We start from the raw sequence: 18272 nt of genomic DNA on the forward strand, positions 1-18272 counted from the left end.
TCATCGCAGAACGAAGGTGCCGACATGCGCATCATCGTGACCGGGGGTAGCAGCGGGGTCGGAAAGGCGACCGCCGCGGCCCTCGCCGCTGCCGGACACGACGTGCTGATCGCCAGCCGGACCGTGGCCAAGGCGCAGCGGGCGGCCGCTGAGATCGGTAGACACGTCGAGGTGCGCCACCTCGACCTGGCCGACCTCGAGAGTGTCCGCCGGTTCGCCGCCTCGGTCTCCGATGTCGATGTGCTGGTCAACAACGCCGGCGTCTTCGCCCTGCCACTGACGCGCACCGTGGACGGGTTCGAGGCCCATATGGGCACCAATCACCTGGGGCATTTCGCGCTGACGGTCTTGCTCGCCGACCGCATCACCGACCGGGTGATCGTCGTGGGTAGTGCGTTGCACCGCTTCGCGCGCCTGCACCTCGATGACCTGAACTGGCAGTCCCGCCCTTATTCGAGATGGGCGGCCTACGCGCAGTCCAAGCTCGCCGAAATGCTGTTCGCCCACGAGCTTGCCCGCCGCGGTGTCCGCACCTACATCACGGATCCGGGTGCCGCCCAGACCGACATCACCCGAGACAGCGGTGGGCTGACGCAGTGGTCCGGGGAGTACTTCGCGGACAAGAGGGCGCCGTGGCTGCAGACCGCTGAACAAGGCGCGCGGGCGTCTGTGGAGGCCGTGTTCACCGATCTACCCAGCGGAACCTATCTGGCGCCCCGCTTCAACCAGTGGGGCCGGCCCCGGGTCACCGCGCTGCGCGCCAAGGTGCGCCACCCCGAGGCCGCGCGGCGCCTGTGGGAGGCGTCGTCGGCGCTCACCGCCTGTCATTGGGACGGTCTGCTCACCAACACGGAGGAGGAGTTGTGAAATTCGGGTTCAATCTGCCTCACCTGATGGAGCTTTCGGCGATGACCCAGCAGTGGGAACTCGCGGTGACAGGCGCGGATCAGACGCGCATGGCCAAACGCGCCGAGGAGCTGGGATACGACATGGTCGCCATTCCCGAGCACTTCCTGATGCCTCGTACGCACATCGAGTTGTCCGGATCGCACTGGCTGCACTCGATCACGGCGCAGGCGTACCTGGCGGGAGCCACGGAGCGGATCCGGCTGGCTTCCTGCGTGACACTGCTACCGCTGCAGCATCCCGTGATCACCGCCAAAGCGCTGGCGACGGCAGACTGGCTCAGCAGCGGCCGGATCATCGCCACCTTCGGGGTGGGTTGGCTGCGTGACGAATTCGACCTCCTCGGGGTGCCCTTCGAGAAGCGCGGCCGGATGTGTGACGAATACCTGGCTGCCATCATCGAACTGTGGACCAGCGAAGCGCCGAGCTTCGACGGTGAGTTCGTTTCTTTCCACGATGTGGCTTTCGACCCCAAACCCGTGCAGAAACCCCACGTCCCGATCTGGATCGGCGGCGACGCCGACGCCGCGCTGCGCCGGGCGGCCCGGTTCGCCACCGGGTGGATCCCGTTCCTGACCGCGCCGGAGGACATCGCCGCACGGGTCGACTTCATCAAGTCCGACCCCCACTACGACGGTCGCGACTTCGAGGTGGTCTACGGTGTCGGCACGTCGCTGATCGGTGAAGGACATGTGGCGCAGGATGATCCGGCGACCCGCGCCGACATGAGCGCCGAGGCGATCATCGACGAGCTCGGCCGGCTGCACGCGGCCGGCGTCACCATGAGTGCGGTCCTCATTCCGCGGGTCCGCGACGTCGACGAGTACCTCGACTATGCCCAGTGGGTCATCGACGACATCAAACCAAAGGTTCCGTAGGCGGCGCGGGGGTGTGCCGCGGCTGGCCCCGCAGGGCGCCGAGGCCCCGCATCCCGTGGTAGACCAGCAGCGCGGCGATCGAGCCCAGGGCGATGCCGGTGAAGGTGAGATCGCCGATCTGCCAGGTGAAGTCGGCGATCCCGATGATCAAGGCGATGGCCGCGGTCATCTGGTTGATGGGCAGCGAGAAGTCGACGTGGTTGGTCAGCCAGATCCGGATGCCGAGCACACCCACCAGTCCGTACAACACGATCGTCGCGCCGCCGAGCACACCCGGCGGGATCGCCGAGATGGTGGCGCCCACCTTGGGGCACAACGCCAACAGGATCGCGGCCACACCGGCCACCCAGTACGCCGCCGTCGAGTACACCCGGGTCGCGGCCATCACGCCGATGTTCTCGGCGTAGGTGGTGGTGGCCGATCCGCCACCGGCACCGGCCAATACGGTCGCGATACCGTCGGCGGCCAGCGCGCGGCCGGTGAGCGGGTCGACATCGGTTCCGGTCATCTGGCCGACGGACTTCACATGGCCGATGTTCTCGGCCACCAGCGCGATCACCGCGGGCAGGAACATCGGCAGCACCGCGAGGGAGAACGTCGGCGCCTGGAATTCCGGCAGGCCGATCCAGGCGGCCGACGCGATTCCGGAGGTGTCGACGTCACCCATCGCCAAGGCCAGCAGGTAGCCGATCACCACGGCCAGGAAGATCGCCAGGCGCCCGATCAATCCGCGGAAGAAGGCGAGCGCGGCAACCAGCAGGACCAACGTGACGAACCCGACCAGCGGGCCTTCGACGAAATTGTTCTTGGCGGCCGGCGCCAGGTTGAAACCGATCAGCGCGACGATGGCGCCGGTGACGATCGGCGGCAGGGTGACGTCGATCCAGTGTGTGCCGGCCAGGTGCACCACCGCGCCGATGATGATCAGCAGTACTCCGACGGCGATCAGCCCGCCGAGCGCGCTGCCGGTGCCGGCGGCCGCGGTGGCTGCCGTCACCGGTGCGATCACCGAGAAACTCGAACCCAGATAGCTCGGCAACCGGTTGCCGGTGATGATCAGGAACAGCAGCGTCCCGATCCCGGAGAACAGCAGCGTCGTCGCCGGTGGGAAACCGGTCAGCACCGGCACCAGGAACGTCGCACCGAACATCGCCACCACATGCTGGGCGCCGATGCCGATGGTCCTCGGCCAGCTCAACCGCTCATCGGGAGCGACGACGAAACTCGGGTCGGTGGTACTGGCGACCGGCTTCCAGGTCAGCGGAATCATCCGTAGATGAGACACCACCGGGCGCCGCGCTGCACACCGAACCCCCGCCATCGAGATTCACCACAGGGCGGGAATCACGCCGAAATCCCGCCCTGGAGTGAATCTCGATGGTCAGTGCATGTGGCTGCCGCCGTTGATGTCCATCGTGGTGCCGGTCAGGTAGCTGGCATCCTCGCTGGACAGGAAGGTGATGCAGGCGGCGATCTCCTCGGTGGTGGCCGTGCGGCCCACCGGGATCGCCGCGGCCAGCGCGGCCTCCTGCTCGTCGGTGGAGCCGACGCGGATGTTGGTGTCCACCGCGCCGGGGGTGACGGCGTTGACGGTGACGCCGGTGTCGGCGACCTCGCGGGCCAGCGCCTTGGTGAACCCGAGGATGGCGGCCTTGGCCGAGGAGTAGGGCACCTTGCCGAAGACGCCGCCGCCGCGCTGCGCGGATACCGAGCTCATGTTCACGATGCGGCCCCAGCCCTGCTCGATCATGGCCGGCAGGAACGCCTTGGTCACCAGGTAGGTGCCGGTGGCGTTGACGGCCATGACCTTGTTCCACAGCTCGAGGGTGGTCTCCAGGAACGGAACCGGGGAGGTGATGCCCGCGATGTTGGCCAGTGCGCCGACCGGCGGCAGGTTGCCCGAGGCCACCTCGGCGGCGACGGCGGCTGCGGCCGCGGCCACCGACTCCTCGGAGGTGACGTCCACCGCGTGGCCGAAGGCCGGAACGGTGAACTGGTTGCCGATCTCGGCGGCGACCTTGGCGGACTTCTCGCCGTCCAGATCGAGGATCACCACGGCCCAGCCTTCACGGGCATACCGCTGCGCCACGGTGACGCCGATGCCCTTCTCGGAGGTGGCGCCGGTGATGACTGCGGTGCGCTGGATGGTGTTGGACATGTTTCTCCTTCAGATCAGTTCGGTGATGAAGCGGCCGGCCCGGGCGGCGGCCGCGGGACGTTCGTCGTGGGTGATGTCGCGGGTTTCGAGCTCCAGAGAGAAGTGGCCGGCGTACCCGGCGTGTGCCAGCGCCTTGAGCCCGAACCCGAAGTCCACTTGGCCGTTGCCGACCGAGAGGTTGATGTTGCCTGCCACCGCGTCGCGGATGTGCACATGCGTGATGCGGGGGCCGAAGCGCCGGACGAACTCGCCGGGGTCACCAGCGGATGCCACGATGTGGCTGAAGTCCATGACGATGCCGACCTCTTCGGGTAATCGGTCGGAAAGGTGTTGTGCGCGATCGATATCGCAGCAGAGACGGTGGTAGTGCAGCGATTCCGTCCACAGTTCGACGCCTCTGTCGGTGGCGGTGCGCGCCGCGGCGGTGAGCTCGGCGGCGACGAGGTCGAGGTCGGCGGCCAGCGAGTCGACCGGATCGTGGTCCAGCGCACCGCAGGGCAGGACGAGGGCACGTGAGCCGGTGGCGGCGGCGAGTTCGACGAGCATGTCGAGATGGCGCTGACGGTCGGCGCGGGCCTGCTCGGTCGGCGGCCTGTTCAGGTCGCCGATGTCCCCGTTGATGGAACGGACTCGAAGCCCGGAGGCGGCGACGGTCGCCGCGACCTCGGCCACCGCGGCCTCGTCGAGCACATAGGGCACGTGGTCGCAGACACCGGGCAGGGCGCCCAGATCGATCTCGGTGAAGCCCAGGCCGGCGATGGTGGCCAGAGCCGTTGCGAGATCCTGGTGCCGGAAGCTGATCGTCGAGCAGCCGAGACGGCTGTGAAACTCGTGGGCTGCGGCTGTGGGCATCGGAAGACCTCAAAAACGTAGTGCGGGGTTGTGATGGCAGCCACATTACGTCGTTCGACTGTTAACAGTCAACTGATACCAGTCACTTGATGTTGACTGTTGACAATGACGTGTGCCCGGGGTCACACTGGTGGCACAGCGCACTGTTGACCGTCAACAGTGATCGTGATTGCCCAGGTAGAGCAGGATTTGAGAGGATGACTCCCATGAGCGATGACGCTCTGAAAATGCGGGGCCCGGTGCGAGGCACACCGGAAGCCAAGCGGGTCGCTGTCGGTTCCGGCGTCGGCGCCGTCATCGAGACCTACGACTTCATCGGCTTCGGCACCGCCGCCGCACTGTACTTCGGTACGGCCTTCTTCCCGGGCGCGAGCCCGGTTGCCGGAACGCTGGCCGCCTTCGCGACACTGGGCGTCGGGTTCCTTGCCCGGCCCCTCGGAGGTGTCATCGGCGGGCACCTCGGCGACAAGGTCGGTCGCAAGCCGGTGCTGGTCGCGTCGCTGATCCTGATGGGCCTGGCCACCTTCGCGATCGGTCTGCTGCCCACTTACGAGAGTGTCGGCATCCTTGCGCCGATCCTGCTCGTCACCGTCCGCGTCATCCAGGGCCTGGCCTTCGGCGCGGAGTGGGGTGGCGCCATCCTGATGAGCTACGAACACGCGCCGTGGAAAGAGAAGGGCCGCTACACCGGCATCGTGCAGGCCGGTTTCCCGGTCGGCCTGTTGTTGGCCAACCTGGTCTTCCTGTTCAGCGTGCACCTCGGTGGTGACTGGGCCTGGCGCGTGCCGTTCCTGGCCAGCATCATCCTGGTGATCGTCGGGCTGATCATCCGGGCCAAGGTGCCCGAGTCGCCGGTGTTCGAAGAGGTCAAGGAGTCCGGCACCATCGTGCGGGCCCCCATTGTCGAGGTGTTCAAGACAGACTGGCGAAACATCCTGCGCGGCATCGGCCTTCGTATCGCCGAGACCGCCGGCTACGCCGTGTCGATCACCTACATGATCTCCTACCTCAAGAGCACCGGTGTGGCCACGGCCACCCAGACCCTGACCGCGCTGTGCATCGCGTCCGCCCTGGGTATCTTCGCCACACTCGGCTGGGCGGCCCTGACCGACCGGATGGGACGACGCCCTGTCTACATCGGGGTCTGCGCGTTCGGCATCCCGTTCGGTGTGGTGATGTTCCTGTTGGTCAACACCGGGCTGATGTTCTTGATCATCGCCACGTTCGTCATCGCCTACGGTGTCTGCCAGAACGCGCTGGCCGGCGCTCAGGGCGCCTGGTTCCCCGAACTGTTCAACGCCAACACCCGCACCTCGGGAGCGTCGCTGGCCTACCAGATCTCGGCCATGGTCTCCGGTTTCACCCCGTTCATCACCACTCTGCTCTACGAAGGCTTCGGCTGGGTCGGCCCGGCGCTGCTGTTCAGCGCTTACGCCGCGATCGGTTTGGTGGCCGCGCTGCTGACCCGCGAGACCTGGGGTCCGCGTGAGCGTCAGCTGGCCGCCGAGGCCGAGGCCCGCACGCCCTCAGCGCAGTCGGCGATCGCATGACCGCCGTGATCAGCACCTCCCAGAAAGTCCGGGAGGCGGCCTACCGCATCCGTCACTACGCACTCAACATGGGCGAGGTCCAGGGTCAGGGCTACGTGGGTCAGGCGCTCGGCGCCGCCGACATGCTGGCCGCGGTCTATGCACACGAATTGAATTACCGCGCAGACGATCCGCACTGGGCGGGCCGGGACCGGTTCCTGTTGTCCACCGGGCACTACGCCATCGGTCTCTACGCTGCCCTGGCCGAAGCCGGCATCATCAGCGTCTCGGAGTTGGAGACCTACGGGTCCGACGATTCGCGGCTGCCGATGTCCGGGATGGCCAGCTACACCCCGGGCATGGAGATCTCCGGTGGCTCGCTGGGGCACGGTCTGACCGTGGCCGTCGGCATGGCACTGGGCCTGCGTCACCAGGGTTCGGCTGCCCGCGTCATCAACTTCCTGTCCGACGGTGAGCTCGACGAAGGCTCGACGTGGGAGGCCGCCATGGGTGCGTCGCACCACAAGCTCTCGAATCTCATTGCGATGGTGGACATCAACGCGTTGCAGGCCGACGGACCCACCGTCGGCGTACTGCGCACCGAACCGGTCACCGACAAGTGGGCCGCCTGCGGCTGGCACGTCGAACGCGTCGACGGCAACGACGTCGACGCGCTCTTGGCTGCGTTCGACGCGATCCGGGACGCTGACAAGCCCGCAGTCATCCTGTGCAACACCAAGATCGGCCGCGGAGTGCCGCTGCTCGAGAACCGCGAGAAGGCGCACTTCATGCGCATCGAGGAACACGAGTGGGCGATCTGCCGCGAACAGCTGACAGCCGGATATGAAGGAGTCTGAACCATGAGTTCCCCCACCAAGCTCCGCACGTCGGCCATGATCGCGTCATTCGCCGATCCGGGGCAGAAGACCACTCCCGCGCCGTTCGGGCACGCGATGGTCCAGGCCGCCGAGGCCGACCCCCGGATCGTCGGCCTGACCGCTGATCTGGGCAAGTACACCGATATGCACATCTTCGCAAAAGCGTTCCCGGAGCGCTTCTTCCAGATGGGCATGGCCGAGCAGCTGCTGTTCGGCGCCGCGGCGGGAATGGCCGAAACCGGCCTGGTGCCGTTCGCCTCCACCTACTCGGTGTTCGCGGCGCGGCGCGCCTACGATTTCATCTGCCTCGACATCGCCGAGCCGGGCCTCAACGTCAACATCATCGGCGGACTGCCCGGTCTCACCACGGGGTACGGGCCGTCGCATCAGGCCACCGAGGACATCGCCATCTTCCGCGGTGTTCCGGGGCTGACGATCGTCGACCCGTGCGATTCGGTGGACATCGAGCAGGCGGTGCCGCAGCTGGCGGCCAGCCCGGGCCCCACCTACCTGCGGCTGTTGCGTGGGCAGGTCCCGACGGTGCTCGACGAGTACGACTACACCTTCGAGCTCGGCAAGGCCAAGGTGCTGCGCGGCGGCAACGATGTCGTGCTGATCTCCAGCGGTCTGATGACGATGCGAGCGTTGCAGGCCGCCGCGGAACTGGCCGCGCACAACGTCGACGTGGCCGTCGTGCACACCCCGACCATCAAGCCGTTCGACGCCGAAACCGTGCTGCAACAGGTGAATACGGACCGCCTGGTGGTGACGTGCGAAAACCACACCGTGGTGGGCGGGTTGTTCGAGACCGTCGCCTCCGAGGTGGTGCGCCGCGGTCTGGGCAAGCAGGTGGTCCCGGTCGCGTTGCCTGACGAGTTCCTCGCCGCTGGCGCTCTGCCCACGCTGCACGAACGGTACGGCCTGTCGACGGCGCGAGTCGTCGCCACCGTGCTCGACCGCCTGTAGTCTGTTGACAAACAAGTGTTGACAGCTATACATACGAACCGGGAGCGGCCGATGTCCGTGGATACGACGTCGCTGCTGCGGCTGGAGAAAACGAGTCTGCGCCAACAGGCGCTGACTGCACTGCGCAGAGCCATCACCACCGGCCAACTGCCGCCGGGCACCCACCTGGTGGAAACCGATCTGTCGGAGAAGTTGCAGATCAGCCGCGGCACCTTGCGTGAGGCGATGCGTCAGCTCCAGCAGGAGGGACTGATCTCGGCGGGTGCGCGGGGCCGGCTGTCGGTGCGGCACCTGGACGCCAAGGAGATCCGCGACATCTTCAACGTCCGCGCCGCGCTCGAATCGCTGGCCGCACGGGAACTCTCCGAGTCCCCTGAGCGTGGTGAGTTCGTCAAACTGTTGCGTGCTGCGGTGGAGGACATGGACCGCTGGGCCGCCTCGAATCTGGAAGACCGGATCGAGGCGGACCTGCGCTTCCACCGCACCATGTGCCAGCTCACCGGCAACGAGACGCTGTTGCACCAGTGGACGTCACTGGAAGGCAGCATCCGGATGTCGATCATGTTCGCCGGCGTGGACCGGGCCATCAAGAACATGGACGCCAAGCGGCACATGGACATCGTCGACGCCATCGAGGCCGGCGATGCCGACTTGGCCGCATCCACCGTCGCCAGCCACATGGCGGGCGCCGCGGGCGTGCTGGTCGCCTGAGTCCGAGGGATTTCGGCGCGCTGGTAACCGCTCAGCGGTTACCAGCGCGCCGAAATCGCAGGTAGTAGAGCAGGGCGCCGACGGCCAGGACCGCCGCGCCGGTGACGACCGAGGCCCAGGGCAGGGTGACCGCCAGCACCAGGCAGCCCACCAGCCCCACCACGGGGATGAACCGGCGCCCGAGAGTGAAGGCCGAACAGTTGGCGATGGCGTAGTACACCAACACCCCGAATGACGAAAAGCCGATGGCGCCACGCAGATCGGCCGTCGCTGCCAACACCGCCACCACGGCGCCGACGGCGATCTCGGCATGGCGGGGCACACCTGAGGAGTGCACCGTCGCCAGCAGTGCCGGCAGGTGGCGGTCGCGAGCCATCGCCAGCGTGGTGCGGGAAACGCCGAGGATCAGCGCCAGGAGCGCGCCCGATGCCGCCAGCGCCGCACCCACCCGCACCACCGGCGCCAGCCAGTCCAGGCCCGCGGCGCTCACCGCCTCGGCGATGGGCGCGGTTGTCGAGGCCAGGCCGTCGCTGCCCAGCGCCGACAGCACCGCCACCGCCACCGCGACGTACACCGCCAAGGTGATACCCAGCGCCAGCGGGATCGCCCGCGGAATGGTGCGTGCCGGATCGCGCACCTCTTCACCCAGCGTGGCGATCCGCGCATAGCCGGCGAACGCGAAGAACAGCAGGCCCGCCGCTTGCAGCACACCGAAAAGTGTTGTGCTGTCGCCGGTGTCGAAGACCGGGTGACGGGTTGATCCGGACAGCGCGATACCCGCCACCACGGCTGCCAGCACCGCCAGGACCACGGCCACGATCACCCGGGTCAGCAGCGCCGAACGCTGAACCCCGAAACAGTTCAGCACGGTCAGCCCCACCACGGCCGCCACGGCGACCAGATGGGCCTGCGCGGGCCACACATAGAAGCCGACCGTCATGGCCATCGCCGCACACGACGCGGTCTTGCCCACCACGAACGACCATCCGGCCAGGTACCCCCAGAACGGGCCCAGCCGCTCGCGGCCGTACACGTAGGTGCCGCCGGATGCCGGATACAGCGCTGCCAACCGGGCCGACGAACTCGCATTGCAGTACGCCACCACCCCGGCCAGGGCCAGTCCTGCGAGCAGCCACGACCCGGCTGCGGCTGCGGCCGGAGCGAACGCGGCGAAAACTCCCGCGCCGATCATCGATCCGAGTCCGATGGTGACGGCGTCGGTCAGGCCGAGCCGACGAGACAGCGGTGCACTCACCGCCCACTCATAGCACGCTCAGGTGATCACCGAGTGGCGCCGACCGTGACGATCGCGTCGACCACCGCCGCCGGGTTCTCGATCGGGACGAAGGTTCGGGCGCCGGGCACCTCGAGGAAGCGCCCGTGGGGGAACAGCGCGGCCAACCGTCGTCCCAGCGCGGGGGTGAAACAGCGGTCTGCGGTACCCCACACCAGCGTGACGGGTTTGGTGAAGCGGCCCAGTCGCGGTGCCACGCCGGTCAAGTCGGTGCCTGCGACGTTGCGTAGCATCGCGGCCAGATCGCCGGCGATGCGGGCGTCGTCGCGCGCGGGGGTCAACCACGAGGCGGTCAGCGCCGGATCCGCATCCGCGAGCAGTCCGAAGCCAAGAGGGGAGTGCCGTAATGCCTTGAGCCGCAAAGCCGTGAACAGAAGCTTGATGGAGACAGGGCCGCGTAGAACGGCGAACACCGCGTTGAACGGGAACGGCGGGAACTTGTCGAATGCGTCGCAATTCGTGAGCACCAGCCGGCCGATCCGTTCGGGATGGGCGTCGATGAGGAACTGGCACAGTCCGCCGCCGGTGTCATTACCGACGAGGGTGACATCGCGCAGGTCCAGCGCGGCCAGGAAATCGTTGAGGGTCTCGGCCACGCCGGTGGGGGATTGCCGGGTGCGGTCGGTCACCGGCACGGTGTGTGAACCCAAGGGCAGATCCGGCAAGATACAGCGAAATCCCTGGTCAGCCAGCCGCTGGGCCACCGTGGACCACAGCCGGTGGTCCACCAGCATGCCGTGGACGAAGACCACCGGCGGATGAGGCGAATCCGCGGGCCCGGCCTCGGTGTACTCGATTGTGGTGTGGGGGAGCGTGAGGTACGGCATGTCGGATACCCTTTCGCAGTCCGCAACTTACGAACACTGAGTATGAAAGTTACGTACTAGCTGTATGAAAGTCAACCCTCCGGTGCGCCGCACGCAAGCCGAGCGCACTGCCGCCACCCGCACCGCGCTGCTCGAAGCCGCACGAAAGCTGTTCACGCGCAGCGGTTTCAATGACGTCTCCACACAGGCGATCGTCGAGGCCGCCGGTGTGACCCGCGGGGCGCTCTACCATCAGTTCGCCGACAAGGCCGAGCTGTTCACCGCGGTGTACGAGGAGGTGGAAGCCGAGCTGGTGGCGGCGGTGGCCGCCCGCATCGCCGAGGACGGTCCCCCGGACACCGTCGCGGCGATGCGCCTGGGAGCCCGGTTGTTCCTGGACCTGTGCTCGGCCCCGGATGTACAGCAGATCGTGTTGGTGGACGCGCCGACGGTGCTGGGGTGGGAGCAGTGGCGTGCGATGGGCGCCAGGTACGGGCTGGGCGTCATCGAAGCCATGCTGGCGCAGGCCGTGGCCGAAGGGGCCATTCCGGAGCAGCCGCTGCGGGCCAGTGCGCACGTACTGCTCGGCGCACTGGACGAGGCCGCGCTCTACGTGTCGCGCGCCGAGGATCCGCAGCAGGCCCGCGAGGAGATGTATCTGGTCTGCGACCGCGTGATCACGGGCTTGGCGGCGCCGAACTGACCGGCCGGGCCACTGTGGTGCCGCGCAACGCCAGCGCGATCAACACGCCAGAACCTCCCACCATCAGCGGAATCGACCAGGCACGCCGGACCGCCAGTGCGGTATCACAGTCTTCGGCCAGCGGCGCCGACGTTCGTTGCGCATGGGACAGATCGCTGACAAAACCTGAGCCGCAATCGATCTGGATCCCGTACTGATCGAAGTCCGACAGGTAGACCGGCCACCACATGCCCAGGAAGCCGATGAGGACAACCGCGGCCGCTGCGATCATCGCGAGCAGTCGCCGAGTGGTCAGCTCACCGTTCATCAGATCAGCCGCCTTCCGCGCCGGATGCGCCTGCGGATATCCCATAGCAGCACGTAACTGCCCCCTTGCCGGATGAACTGAGGGATGAACCTGTTGACGAACGCCACCATCAGGAACAGCCATTCGAAACGTCTCTGCTGCGCGGCACTCCACCGGACCCCCAGTGCATCGCGGAACACCGGAGCCAGGAATCCGGTGGTCAGAAAGCGAAGCAGCGGAACGGATCCCGGTCGAAGGGCCCAGCTGACCATCCGGAGTCCCAGGAGGTCCTGCAGGTAGCCGCGCACCGTGTCGTCCATCGCCACCCGGGCGCATGCGGTGTTCCAGTAGTCATCGAATTCGGCACGCGTGGCCGGCCATTGATCTTCGGTGACCTGCAACGTGGTGCCAAGGGTGAATCCGGAGCGGTAGAAGGTCTCCGCCTGTTCGGGTGTCAGTGCGCCCCGCAGCAGCTGATAGGTGTCTTCCAGGCCGACGTAGAGGCAGGCGGCCACCCACATCTGCAGGTCACGGTCAAAAGCGTTGTAGCGCACCGGGCTCTGCGGTGTCGAGCGCACCTGCCGGTGAGCGCCGTCGACGGCCTCGCGGTAGGCGCGCCGGTCATCGTCGGTGCCCATGATCGCCACCGCCAGGTAGCTGAACGTGGTGCGTGCGCGCTTCCACGGGTGGTGCATCAGGCTGCCTGATATCACCTGGGACTCGGCGACGCCGTGGCCCACCTCCGGCCGGGACAATTGCATGACGACATTGGCGGCCCCGGCTGCGAACGACCAGAAATCCATCGCCTCGGCAACGGTGACCTCCCGGTCATCCCAGCGTGCGGTGCGCCGTGTGATTCGGATGCGGGTCTGATCGGTGGTCAGCACCGTCATGTCATGCACACATTCGAGAAGATGAGTACCGGCCAGGACACGATTGATCCCAGGAACGAGACGACGAGATCGGTGCCCTGCAATTGGGTCAGGTGCTCGGTGTGGGTGATGGACCAGATGGTCCCGATCACCAGGTACGGCGTACCCAGGATGATCCCCAGGCCGATGAGTTCGGCGATGGTGAACTGGTGGCTCAGCACCGACCGGAGCTTTTCCAGCATGCGCCCTCCTTTCCGGATGGCGCGGGTCCCCCGACCCGCTCCCGATGCGCTATGTTAACGGTGATTCTGCCCCTTGTGGTGCGGTTTCGCCCGAAAACTGCGGTGCCCGCCCATTATCGTGGGAACGTGCCCAGCAGACGGACCGGCATCGGCGAGGACATCCGCCGCCGACCCAAGGACCGCAAAGCGCAGATCGCGCGCGCGGCCGCCGAGGCGTTCAGCGCGCACGGCTATCACGCGGTGGGCATGGATGAAATCGCCGCGCAGGTCGGTATCACCGCCACGGCGTTGTACCGGCACTACAGCGGAAAATACGATCTGTTCCGCGAGGCGGCGCTGGCGCTCGGCCAGCAGCTCGTGGACGCCACCGCCTTTGCCGACGAGCTCACGGGCACCCCACCGGCGGACCAACTGGCCCAGATCTTCGCCGCCCTGGCGGATACGGCGATCGTCAACCGTGCCTCCGGCGGTCTGTACCGCTGGGAGTGGAGGTACCTGCGCGGCGACGACCGGACGGCCCTGATGGCGGGGTTGCAAGTGGTCAATCGCCGGATCCAGCGGCCACTGCTGCTCCTGCGGCCCGAACTGACGTCCAGCGAACGCTGGATGCTCTCGACGTCCGCGATGAGTGTGATCGGCAGCGTGGTCGACCACCGCGCCAGACTCGACGCCGACGAGATGCGGGCCCTGCTGGTGGGACTGGCCACTTCGGTGACGAGCACGATCCTGGCCGTGCCGGGGGATGCGCCGGCCCCGCCCGACGCGCTGTCGGTCACCGGAGCGGGTGGCCGTTTCGAGTTGCTGCTGCATCACTCGCTGAGCCTGTTCAACAAACAGGGTTACCGGGAGACCACCATGGGCGAGATCGCAGCCGCCGCGGGCATCCCGACATCGGGCATCTACCGGTACTTCTCGGGTAAACGCGACATCCTCACCGCGGTGTTCCGGCGCGCCGCCGACAGGGTGGCCCAGGATCTGTCGGCGGCGGTGTCGGCTCATGACACCGACCCCGGTGCAGCGCTGCACAGCTTGGTCGCCGCGTACGTGGCCAGTTCGTTCGCCAATCCCGAACTGGGTTATGTGTATTACACCGAGCGGCTGAACCTGCCTGATTCCGATCAGACCGTGCTGCGCGACGTGCAGCGGGCCACCGTCAACACCTGGGTCCAATTGCTCTGCGCGGCAAGGCCGGACATCTGCTCATCGCATGCCAGATTCGCCGTGCACGCCGCCATGGCGCTGGTGATCGACGTGGGCCGGCTGGTGTCCTACGACGACTCGGCGCGGGTTCAGGCCGGTGTGTGCCGGTTGATGACGCAGACGCTGGGCGTCTAGCGGTTGCGTGTGATCGTCTCGTGCACAGGGTTAGTCGGAGTGTTCGCAGGCAAGTAGGTTCCGCGCGCTGGCTACGATGTGGTCATCCAACGCCACTCGTCGCTGTTCTGGGTCGTCATCGCGGATCGAAGCAAGCAGTACGCGGTGTTCCTCGGGAATGGCGAAGGGGCTGCTGTGGCGCCTAGCCAGGCGATGGATCTGCATCCGAATTCGAGGCTGTACGTTCGCCCAGAGTTGCAGTGCGTGTTCGGAATGTGCACTTCGAACAATCGTCTCGTGGAAGCACACATCGAGCTCGTTGAGCTGATCGAGGTCATCGGCGGCGGCGGCGGTGTTCATCAACCCCACCAGACGCTCCAATTCGGCCAGCGTCTCCGGATTGTCGCTGACCTTGTCAATAGCGAAGGACTCGATCGCCAAACGCACTGGCAGCAGCACACCGAGTAGTTCGTCCGCACTGACAGAGCCGACGAAGGCGCCGCGATTCGGAATGTGCTGGACGAGCCCTTCACTTTCGAGCTGCCTCAACGCCTCTCGGACCGGCCCGGGGCTGGTTCGGAGATGGGCCGCGAGGATGTCCTGCTTGAGTTGCGCCCCAGGTGCCAGAGCGCCTTTGACGATCTCCTCCCGGAGCCAGTCTGCGATCTGGTGACGTCGTGAAGGGGCGATCATGCCTGGTGCGGCCACAGACAAGCCCTCTGCGGCGTGGGTCATGTGACTGTCTCCCTCCGCGCCTGGCCGGCGCATTCTCAATCCTAGGCAACACGAACCGCCGAGTCGGATCGCGAAGCGATTTTCGACTCAGGGGTTGCACAGATCATAGATTGTAAATAATCTGCAATCACGCCGGGGCGGCCGGCGCGCGGGTATCACCGCCATCTGGCGCGACGGATGAGTCGCAGCCACTCAATGAATCAGAGGAAAACCATGCGTAAAGGCATTCGCAATGCGATCGCCGCGCTAGCGGCGGTGGTGCTGGCATCAGGCTGTACGTCGGCCGGCCAAACTGGCGGGGCGGCAACAGGCCCGAGCACGCTCACGAAAATTCTCGAGTCCAAGAAGATCGTTGTCGGGGTTTTCGCGGATGCGCCGCCATACGGCGTGATGAACAGTTCGGGCCAGTACGAGGGTTTCGACATCGACAAGGCTCGTGCTCTGGCGGATTCGCTGGGTGCAGAGGTGGAGTTCGTCAGTACCACCAACGCCAGCCGTATACCCATGCTGGAGACTGCCAAGGTCGACGTGATCATCGCCGCGTTGACCAACCTCGACGAGCGCGCCCAGGTTGTTGCAATGACGCGGCCCTATGCCTCGGAAGGCCAGCTTGTCGTAGTACCCGCGGACAGCGATATCCGCACCTACGACGACCTAATCGGCCGCAACGTCGCGGCCACTCGTGGCAGTGTTCCAGCGACGATCCTCGAAACGCGATTCCCGCAAGCCAATGCCAGTCTCTTTGATGCCGTGGCTGATTCGATCCAAGCGCTGCGCAGCGGCAAGGTGGACGCATTGATGGAGAGCACGGCGGTTGTCGCCGACATCCGTGACAGCGAGGGTGACGCCGTGCGGGTGTTGGAGGCGCCCGCGCTGTCCCCGTCGCTCGTGTCGTTCGGCGTCAAGATGGGCGACCAGGTTTGGCTGAACTACCTGAACAACTTCATCTTGAACTACAACATCAGCGACGCTGCAAACGAGTCATACAACAGGTGGCTCGGCATGGACGTTCCCGACCTGATCAAGTAGCTCTGGTCGACCATCATGCAGATCTACTACGGCGATATTGTTCCGTACCTCGGCCCACTCCTGAAGGGGCTGCTGATCAGCCTCGTGGTCAGCCTTGCCGCCGCGGTCGCCGGCGGTGCCCTCGGAATCCTCCTCTACGCGGGCCGGACGTCCGGTATGCGAGCCTTGCGGGCAGCGGCAGGTACGTATATCGAGATCATCCGGAACACCCCGTTGTTGTTGCAGCTCTATCTTGTGTACTTCGCCCTACCCCAGGCCGGTGTCAATCTGGAACCGGTCGCGGCGGGCATCGTGGCACTGACGATCAACAACGCGGCGTACATGGCCGAGATCTATCGCGCGGGCTTCGAATCTGTGCCGAACGGCCTCCGCGAAGCCGGAGCGGCGTTGGGTTTGAACCCCCGGGACACGTTCTGGCGCGTGCTGTTTCCGCCGGCGATGCGAAATGTCCTGCCGGCCATCACGAATCAGACCATTCTGCTGTTCCTGGCGTCATCGGTCACCTCTGTCGTCGCCCTTCCCGATCTCATGCATGCCATGTTGGGGATCACGTCGACCACATTCCGGACGATCGAGACGTTCACGGTCGGGGGCCTGCTGTATTTCAGTGTCGCTTTCCTCGTCGCAACCGTCTCGCGGGTCATTGAAACCAAATTCATCAAATGGAAGGTGGCGTGATGTTCGAAGCGTTCGGCTGGCAACACATGTCGCTGATCTTGCACGGAGCACTTGTGACAGTGCAGATCTGTGTCTTGTCCGTGTTGTTCGGGACCGTGCTAGGCCTTGTGATCGGGCTGATGTCCACCGGAACCGTGCGCCCGCTGCGCTGGGTCAGCGGCGTCTATGTCGGCGTCATCCGCGGCATCCCGGTGTTGTTGATCATCTTCTTTGTTTACTTTGGAATACCGCTGCTGGCCCCGGGAACCAGCCTCCCGGAGTACTGGGCGGGAGTGATCGCGCTGTCGCTGTTCGCATCGGCCTACATCGGCGAACTCGTCCGAGGAAGTATCCAAGCGGTGCCGCGCGGCCAATTCGAGGCGGCTGAAGCGCTCGGAATGCCCTACGTCGAGCGGATGCGCTGGATAGTCCTGCCCCAGGCTGTGCGCCTGATCGTGCCGCCCGGTGTGGGTTTCCTCGTAGTCCTCATCAAAGACAGTTCGCTGGTTGCGGTGATCGGTCTGATCGAGTTGACCCGCGCAGGAAACATTGTGAGCTCTCAGACGGCTGACCCGATTCTCGCCTACGCCGTTGTCGGGGCCTTCTACTTCGTCATCTGCTTCGTTCTATCGGCATTGGCCAGGCGGTACGAGTTGCGTCTCGGCGCTCGCGTGCCCGCGCCCAAAGTCGGTGACGCGCTCACCGCACTCACCATAGGAGCCAAGAAATGATCCAGATCGAGAATCTCCGGCTGAGCTATGGAGAAACCGAGGTGTTGCACGGGGTTTCGTGTGAGGTCGCCGAACGCGAGGTGGTGTGCATCATCGGCGCCTCGGGGTCGGGCAAGAGCACACTCCTGCGGTGTATGAACGGTCTGGAACGTCCGTCGCACGGCAGTATCGTCATCAACGGCCATACTCTGGGTCCGCAGGAGAACACGGCTGATCTGGCGGTCGTCCGTCGCGATGTGGGCATGGTGTTCCAGCATTTCAACTTGTTCCCCCACATGACAGTTCTGAACAACGTTTCGCTGGCGCAGCAGCGAGTGCTCAAGCGCACCAAAGCGGTGTCTGACGAACGGGCCCGCAGCTTGCTGGGCCGGGTCGGTTTGACGGACAAAGCCGAGGTGTACCCGGATTCTCTGTCCGGCGGCCAGAAGCAGCGCGTGGCCATCGCCCGGGCACTCGCCATGGACCCGAAGATCATGCTGTTCGACGAACCGACATCAGCGCTCGATCCCGAAATCGTAGGCGAAGTGTTGGCCGTCATGAAGGCACTTGCCGCCGACGGCATGACCATGGTGGTGGTAACCCACGAGATGGGTTTCGCCCGGGAAGTAGCCGACCGCGTGATCTACATGGACAAGGGTAGTGTCATCGAAATAGCGGACCCCGGAGTCCTTTTCACTTCTCCTCAGAACCCGAGAACCATAGAGTTCCTCAGCAAGGTCTTGTGA

General features: G+C 65.8%; 21 protein-coding genes. 12 read left to right on the plus strand and 9 right to left on the minus strand.

Annotation, left to right across the window (positions count from 1 at the left end; all coding sequences use genetic code 11):
* Positions 1–24 precede the first annotated feature (24 nt).
* Positions 25–867, plus strand: a complete 843-nt coding sequence (locus AC3A6P_RS33415; protein ID WP_487696689.1) for an SDR family NAD(P)-dependent oxidoreductase — start codon at positions 25–27, stop codon at positions 865–867.
* Positions 864–1784: a TIGR03619 family F420-dependent LLM class oxidoreductase gene (locus tag AC3A6P_RS33420; RefSeq protein WP_487696690.1), complete on the plus strand. Its 921-nt coding sequence runs from the start codon at positions 864–866 to the stop codon at positions 1782–1784. Before AC3A6P_RS33415 ends, AC3A6P_RS33420 begins: the two co-directional genes overlap by 4 nt.
* On the opposite strand, the gene AC3A6P_RS33425 is transcribed toward AC3A6P_RS33420, so the two are convergent.
* The 3 genes from AC3A6P_RS33425 to AC3A6P_RS33435 all read right to left on the minus strand — a co-directional run bounded on the left by AC3A6P_RS33425 (position 1765) and on the right by AC3A6P_RS33435 (position 4794).
* On the minus strand, positions 1765–3054 hold the full coding sequence (locus AC3A6P_RS33425; protein ID WP_487696691.1) for a uracil-xanthine permease family protein: 1290 nt from the start codon (positions 3052–3054) through the stop codon (positions 1765–1767). The two genes, AC3A6P_RS33420 and AC3A6P_RS33425, sit on opposite strands and share 20 nt — an antisense overlap.
* Positions 3055–3165: 111 nt before the next feature.
* The gene (locus AC3A6P_RS33430; protein WP_487696692.1) at positions 3166–3942 is read right to left on the minus strand and encodes an SDR family NAD(P)-dependent oxidoreductase; all 777 of its coding nucleotides are present in this window, start codon (positions 3940–3942) and stop codon (positions 3166–3168) included.
* 9 nt (positions 3943–3951) lie between these two features.
* Positions 3952–4794 carry a sugar phosphate isomerase/epimerase family protein gene (locus AC3A6P_RS33435; RefSeq protein ID WP_487696693.1) on the minus strand — a complete coding sequence of 281 codons (843 nt, stop codon included), beginning with the start codon at positions 4792–4794 and terminating at the stop codon, positions 3952–3954.
* Positions 4795–5000: 206 nt separating this feature from the next.
* On the opposite strand from AC3A6P_RS33435, the gene AC3A6P_RS33440 reads away from it, so the two are divergent.
* Genes AC3A6P_RS33440 through AC3A6P_RS33455 form a run of 4 tightly spaced genes read left to right on the plus strand, consistent with a single transcriptional unit; the run spans position 5001 to position 8878 of the window.
* Positions 5001–6344 carry an MFS transporter gene (locus AC3A6P_RS33440; RefSeq protein WP_487696694.1) on the plus strand — a complete coding sequence of 448 codons (1344 nt, stop codon included), beginning with the start codon at positions 5001–5003 and terminating at the stop codon, positions 6342–6344.
* A complete protein-coding gene (locus tag AC3A6P_RS33445) occupies positions 6341–7180 on the plus strand; it encodes a transketolase (RefSeq protein WP_487696695.1) in 840 nt (279 codons plus the stop codon). The genes AC3A6P_RS33440 and AC3A6P_RS33445 overlap by 4 nt, the downstream gene beginning before the upstream one ends.
* A gap of 3 nt (positions 7181–7183) precedes the next feature.
* Positions 7184–8167, plus strand: a complete 984-nt coding sequence (locus tag AC3A6P_RS33450) for a transketolase family protein (protein WP_487696696.1) — start codon at positions 7184–7186, stop codon at positions 8165–8167.
* A 51-nt stretch (positions 8168–8218) separates the two neighbouring features.
* The gene (locus AC3A6P_RS33455) at positions 8219–8878 is read left to right on the plus strand and encodes a GntR family transcriptional regulator (RefSeq protein ID WP_487696697.1); all 660 of its coding nucleotides are present in this window, start codon (positions 8219–8221) and stop codon (positions 8876–8878) included.
* A 31-nt stretch (positions 8879–8909) separates the two neighbouring features.
* Here AC3A6P_RS33455 and AC3A6P_RS33460 read toward each other — a convergent pair whose 3' ends face one another.
* Both AC3A6P_RS33460 and AC3A6P_RS33465 read right to left on the minus strand, forming a co-directional pair.
* On the minus strand, positions 8910–10070 hold the full coding sequence (locus AC3A6P_RS33460) for an APC family permease (RefSeq protein ID WP_487696742.1): 1161 nt from the start codon (positions 10068–10070) through the stop codon (positions 8910–8912).
* Positions 10071–10159: 89 nt separating this feature from the next.
* Positions 10160–10999: an alpha/beta fold hydrolase gene (locus AC3A6P_RS33465; RefSeq protein ID WP_487696698.1), complete on the minus strand. Its 840-nt coding sequence runs from the start codon at positions 10997–10999 to the stop codon at positions 10160–10162.
* Between the two features lie 64 nt (positions 11000–11063).
* Between AC3A6P_RS33465 and AC3A6P_RS33470 the strand changes: the two genes are divergently transcribed.
* Positions 11064–11681, plus strand: a complete 618-nt coding sequence (locus AC3A6P_RS33470; protein WP_487696699.1) for a TetR/AcrR family transcriptional regulator — start codon at positions 11064–11066, stop codon at positions 11679–11681.
* On the opposite strand, the gene AC3A6P_RS33475 is transcribed toward AC3A6P_RS33470, so the two are convergent.
* Genes AC3A6P_RS33475 through AC3A6P_RS33485 form a run of 3 tightly spaced genes read right to left on the minus strand, consistent with a single transcriptional unit; the run spans position 11656 to position 13081 of the window.
* Positions 11656–11988, minus strand: a complete 333-nt coding sequence (locus AC3A6P_RS33475) for a hypothetical protein (RefSeq protein WP_487696700.1) — start codon at positions 11986–11988, stop codon at positions 11656–11658. The two genes, AC3A6P_RS33470 and AC3A6P_RS33475, sit on opposite strands and share 26 nt — an antisense overlap.
* Positions 11988–12860 (minus strand): oxygenase MpaB family protein, encoded by an 873-nt coding sequence (locus tag AC3A6P_RS33480; protein ID WP_487696701.1) that lies wholly within the window; start codon positions 12858–12860, stop codon positions 11988–11990. Before AC3A6P_RS33480 ends, AC3A6P_RS33475 begins: the two co-directional genes overlap by 1 nt.
* Entirely contained in the window at positions 12857–13081 is a 225-nt protein-coding gene (locus tag AC3A6P_RS33485) for a hypothetical protein (RefSeq protein WP_487696702.1), read from the minus strand. Before AC3A6P_RS33485 ends, AC3A6P_RS33480 begins: the two co-directional genes overlap by 4 nt.
* Before the next feature lie 126 nt (positions 13082–13207).
* Here AC3A6P_RS33485 and AC3A6P_RS33490 point away from each other — a divergent pair, with 126 nt between their 5' ends.
* On the plus strand, positions 13208–14416 hold the full coding sequence (locus AC3A6P_RS33490) for a TetR/AcrR family transcriptional regulator (protein WP_487696703.1): 1209 nt from the start codon (positions 13208–13210) through the stop codon (positions 14414–14416).
* Between the two features lie 30 nt (positions 14417–14446).
* Here the strand turns inward: AC3A6P_RS33490 and AC3A6P_RS33495 are convergent, their stop codons facing one another.
* Positions 14447–15130: a GntR family transcriptional regulator gene (locus tag AC3A6P_RS33495; protein WP_487696704.1), complete on the minus strand. Its 684-nt coding sequence runs from the start codon at positions 15128–15130 to the stop codon at positions 14447–14449.
* A 213-nt stretch (positions 15131–15343) separates the two neighbouring features.
* Here AC3A6P_RS33495 and AC3A6P_RS33500 point away from each other — a divergent pair, with 213 nt between their 5' ends.
* The 4 genes from AC3A6P_RS33500 to AC3A6P_RS33515 are packed head-to-tail and all read left to right on the plus strand — an operon-like array spanning position 15344 to position 18272.
* Positions 15344–16159 carry a transporter substrate-binding domain-containing protein gene (locus AC3A6P_RS33500; protein ID WP_487696705.1) on the plus strand — a complete coding sequence of 272 codons (816 nt, stop codon included), beginning with the start codon at positions 15344–15346 and terminating at the stop codon, positions 16157–16159.
* Between the two features lie 15 nt (positions 16160–16174).
* Complete coding sequence (locus AC3A6P_RS33505) at positions 16175–16837, plus strand: amino acid ABC transporter permease (protein WP_487696706.1); 663 nt, start codon at positions 16175–16177, stop codon at positions 16835–16837.
* Positions 16837–17547, plus strand: coding sequence for an amino acid ABC transporter permease (locus AC3A6P_RS33510; protein WP_487696707.1), 711 nt, complete (start codon positions 16837–16839; stop codon positions 17545–17547). The genes AC3A6P_RS33505 and AC3A6P_RS33510 overlap by 1 nt, the downstream gene beginning before the upstream one ends.
* Positions 17544–18272 (plus strand): amino acid ABC transporter ATP-binding protein, encoded by a 729-nt coding sequence (locus AC3A6P_RS33515; protein WP_487696708.1) that lies wholly within the window; start codon positions 17544–17546, stop codon positions 18270–18272. The genes AC3A6P_RS33510 and AC3A6P_RS33515 overlap by 4 nt, the downstream gene beginning before the upstream one ends.

It is taken from the genome of Mycobacterium sp. Soil_C_30, assembly GCF_057656995.1.

Excerpts from the sequence above, each read along its gene's own strand:
- AC3A6P_RS33415 (WP_487696689.1), top strand. The coding sequence starts at position 25 with ATGCGCATCATCGTGACCGGGGGTAGCAGCGGGGTCGGAAAGGCGACC.
- AC3A6P_RS33425 (WP_487696691.1), bottom strand. The coding sequence starts at position 3,054 with ATGATTCCGCTGACCTGGAAGCCGGTCGCCAGTACCACCGACCCGAGT.
- AC3A6P_RS33430 (WP_487696692.1), bottom strand. The coding sequence starts at position 3,942 with ATGTCCAACACCATCCAGCGCACCGCAGTCATCACCGGCGCCACCTCC.
- AC3A6P_RS33435 (WP_487696693.1), bottom strand. The coding sequence starts at position 4,794 with ATGCCCACAGCCGCAGCCCACGAGTTTCACAGCCGTCTCGGCTGCTCG.
- AC3A6P_RS33440 (WP_487696694.1), top strand. The coding sequence starts at position 5,001 with ATGAGCGATGACGCTCTGAAAATGCGGGGCCCGGTGCGAGGCACACCG.
- AC3A6P_RS33445 (WP_487696695.1), top strand. The coding sequence starts at position 6,341 with ATGACCGCCGTGATCAGCACCTCCCAGAAAGTCCGGGAGGCGGCCTAC.
- AC3A6P_RS33450 (WP_487696696.1), top strand. The coding sequence starts at position 7,184 with ATGAGTTCCCCCACCAAGCTCCGCACGTCGGCCATGATCGCGTCATTC.
- AC3A6P_RS33455 (WP_487696697.1), top strand. The coding sequence starts at position 8,219 with ATGTCCGTGGATACGACGTCGCTGCTGCGGCTGGAGAAAACGAGTCTG.
- AC3A6P_RS33460 (WP_487696742.1), bottom strand. The coding sequence starts at position 10,070 with ATGATCGGCGCGGGAGTTTTCGCCGCGTTCGCTCCGGCCGCAGCCGCA.
- AC3A6P_RS33465 (WP_487696698.1), bottom strand. The coding sequence starts at position 10,999 with ATGCCGTACCTCACGCTCCCCCACACCACAATCGAGTACACCGAGGCC.
- AC3A6P_RS33470 (WP_487696699.1), top strand. The coding sequence starts at position 11,064 with ATGAAAGTCAACCCTCCGGTGCGCCGCACGCAAGCCGAGCGCACTGCC.
- AC3A6P_RS33475 (WP_487696700.1), bottom strand. The coding sequence starts at position 11,988 with ATGAACGGTGAGCTGACCACTCGGCGACTGCTCGCGATGATCGCAGCG.
- AC3A6P_RS33480 (WP_487696701.1), bottom strand. The coding sequence starts at position 12,860 with ATGACGGTGCTGACCACCGATCAGACCCGCATCCGAATCACACGGCGC.
- AC3A6P_RS33485 (WP_487696702.1), bottom strand. The coding sequence starts at position 13,081 with ATGCTGGAAAAGCTCCGGTCGGTGCTGAGCCACCAGTTCACCATCGCC.
- AC3A6P_RS33495 (WP_487696704.1), bottom strand. The coding sequence starts at position 15,130 with ATGACCCACGCCGCAGAGGGCTTGTCTGTGGCCGCACCAGGCATGATC.
- AC3A6P_RS33500 (WP_487696705.1), top strand. The coding sequence starts at position 15,344 with ATGCGTAAAGGCATTCGCAATGCGATCGCCGCGCTAGCGGCGGTGGTG.
- AC3A6P_RS33505 (WP_487696706.1), top strand. The coding sequence starts at position 16,175 with ATGCAGATCTACTACGGCGATATTGTTCCGTACCTCGGCCCACTCCTG.
- AC3A6P_RS33510 (WP_487696707.1), top strand. The coding sequence starts at position 16,837 with ATGTTCGAAGCGTTCGGCTGGCAACACATGTCGCTGATCTTGCACGGA.
- AC3A6P_RS33515 (WP_487696708.1), top strand. The coding sequence starts at position 17,544 with ATGATCCAGATCGAGAATCTCCGGCTGAGCTATGGAGAAACCGAGGTG.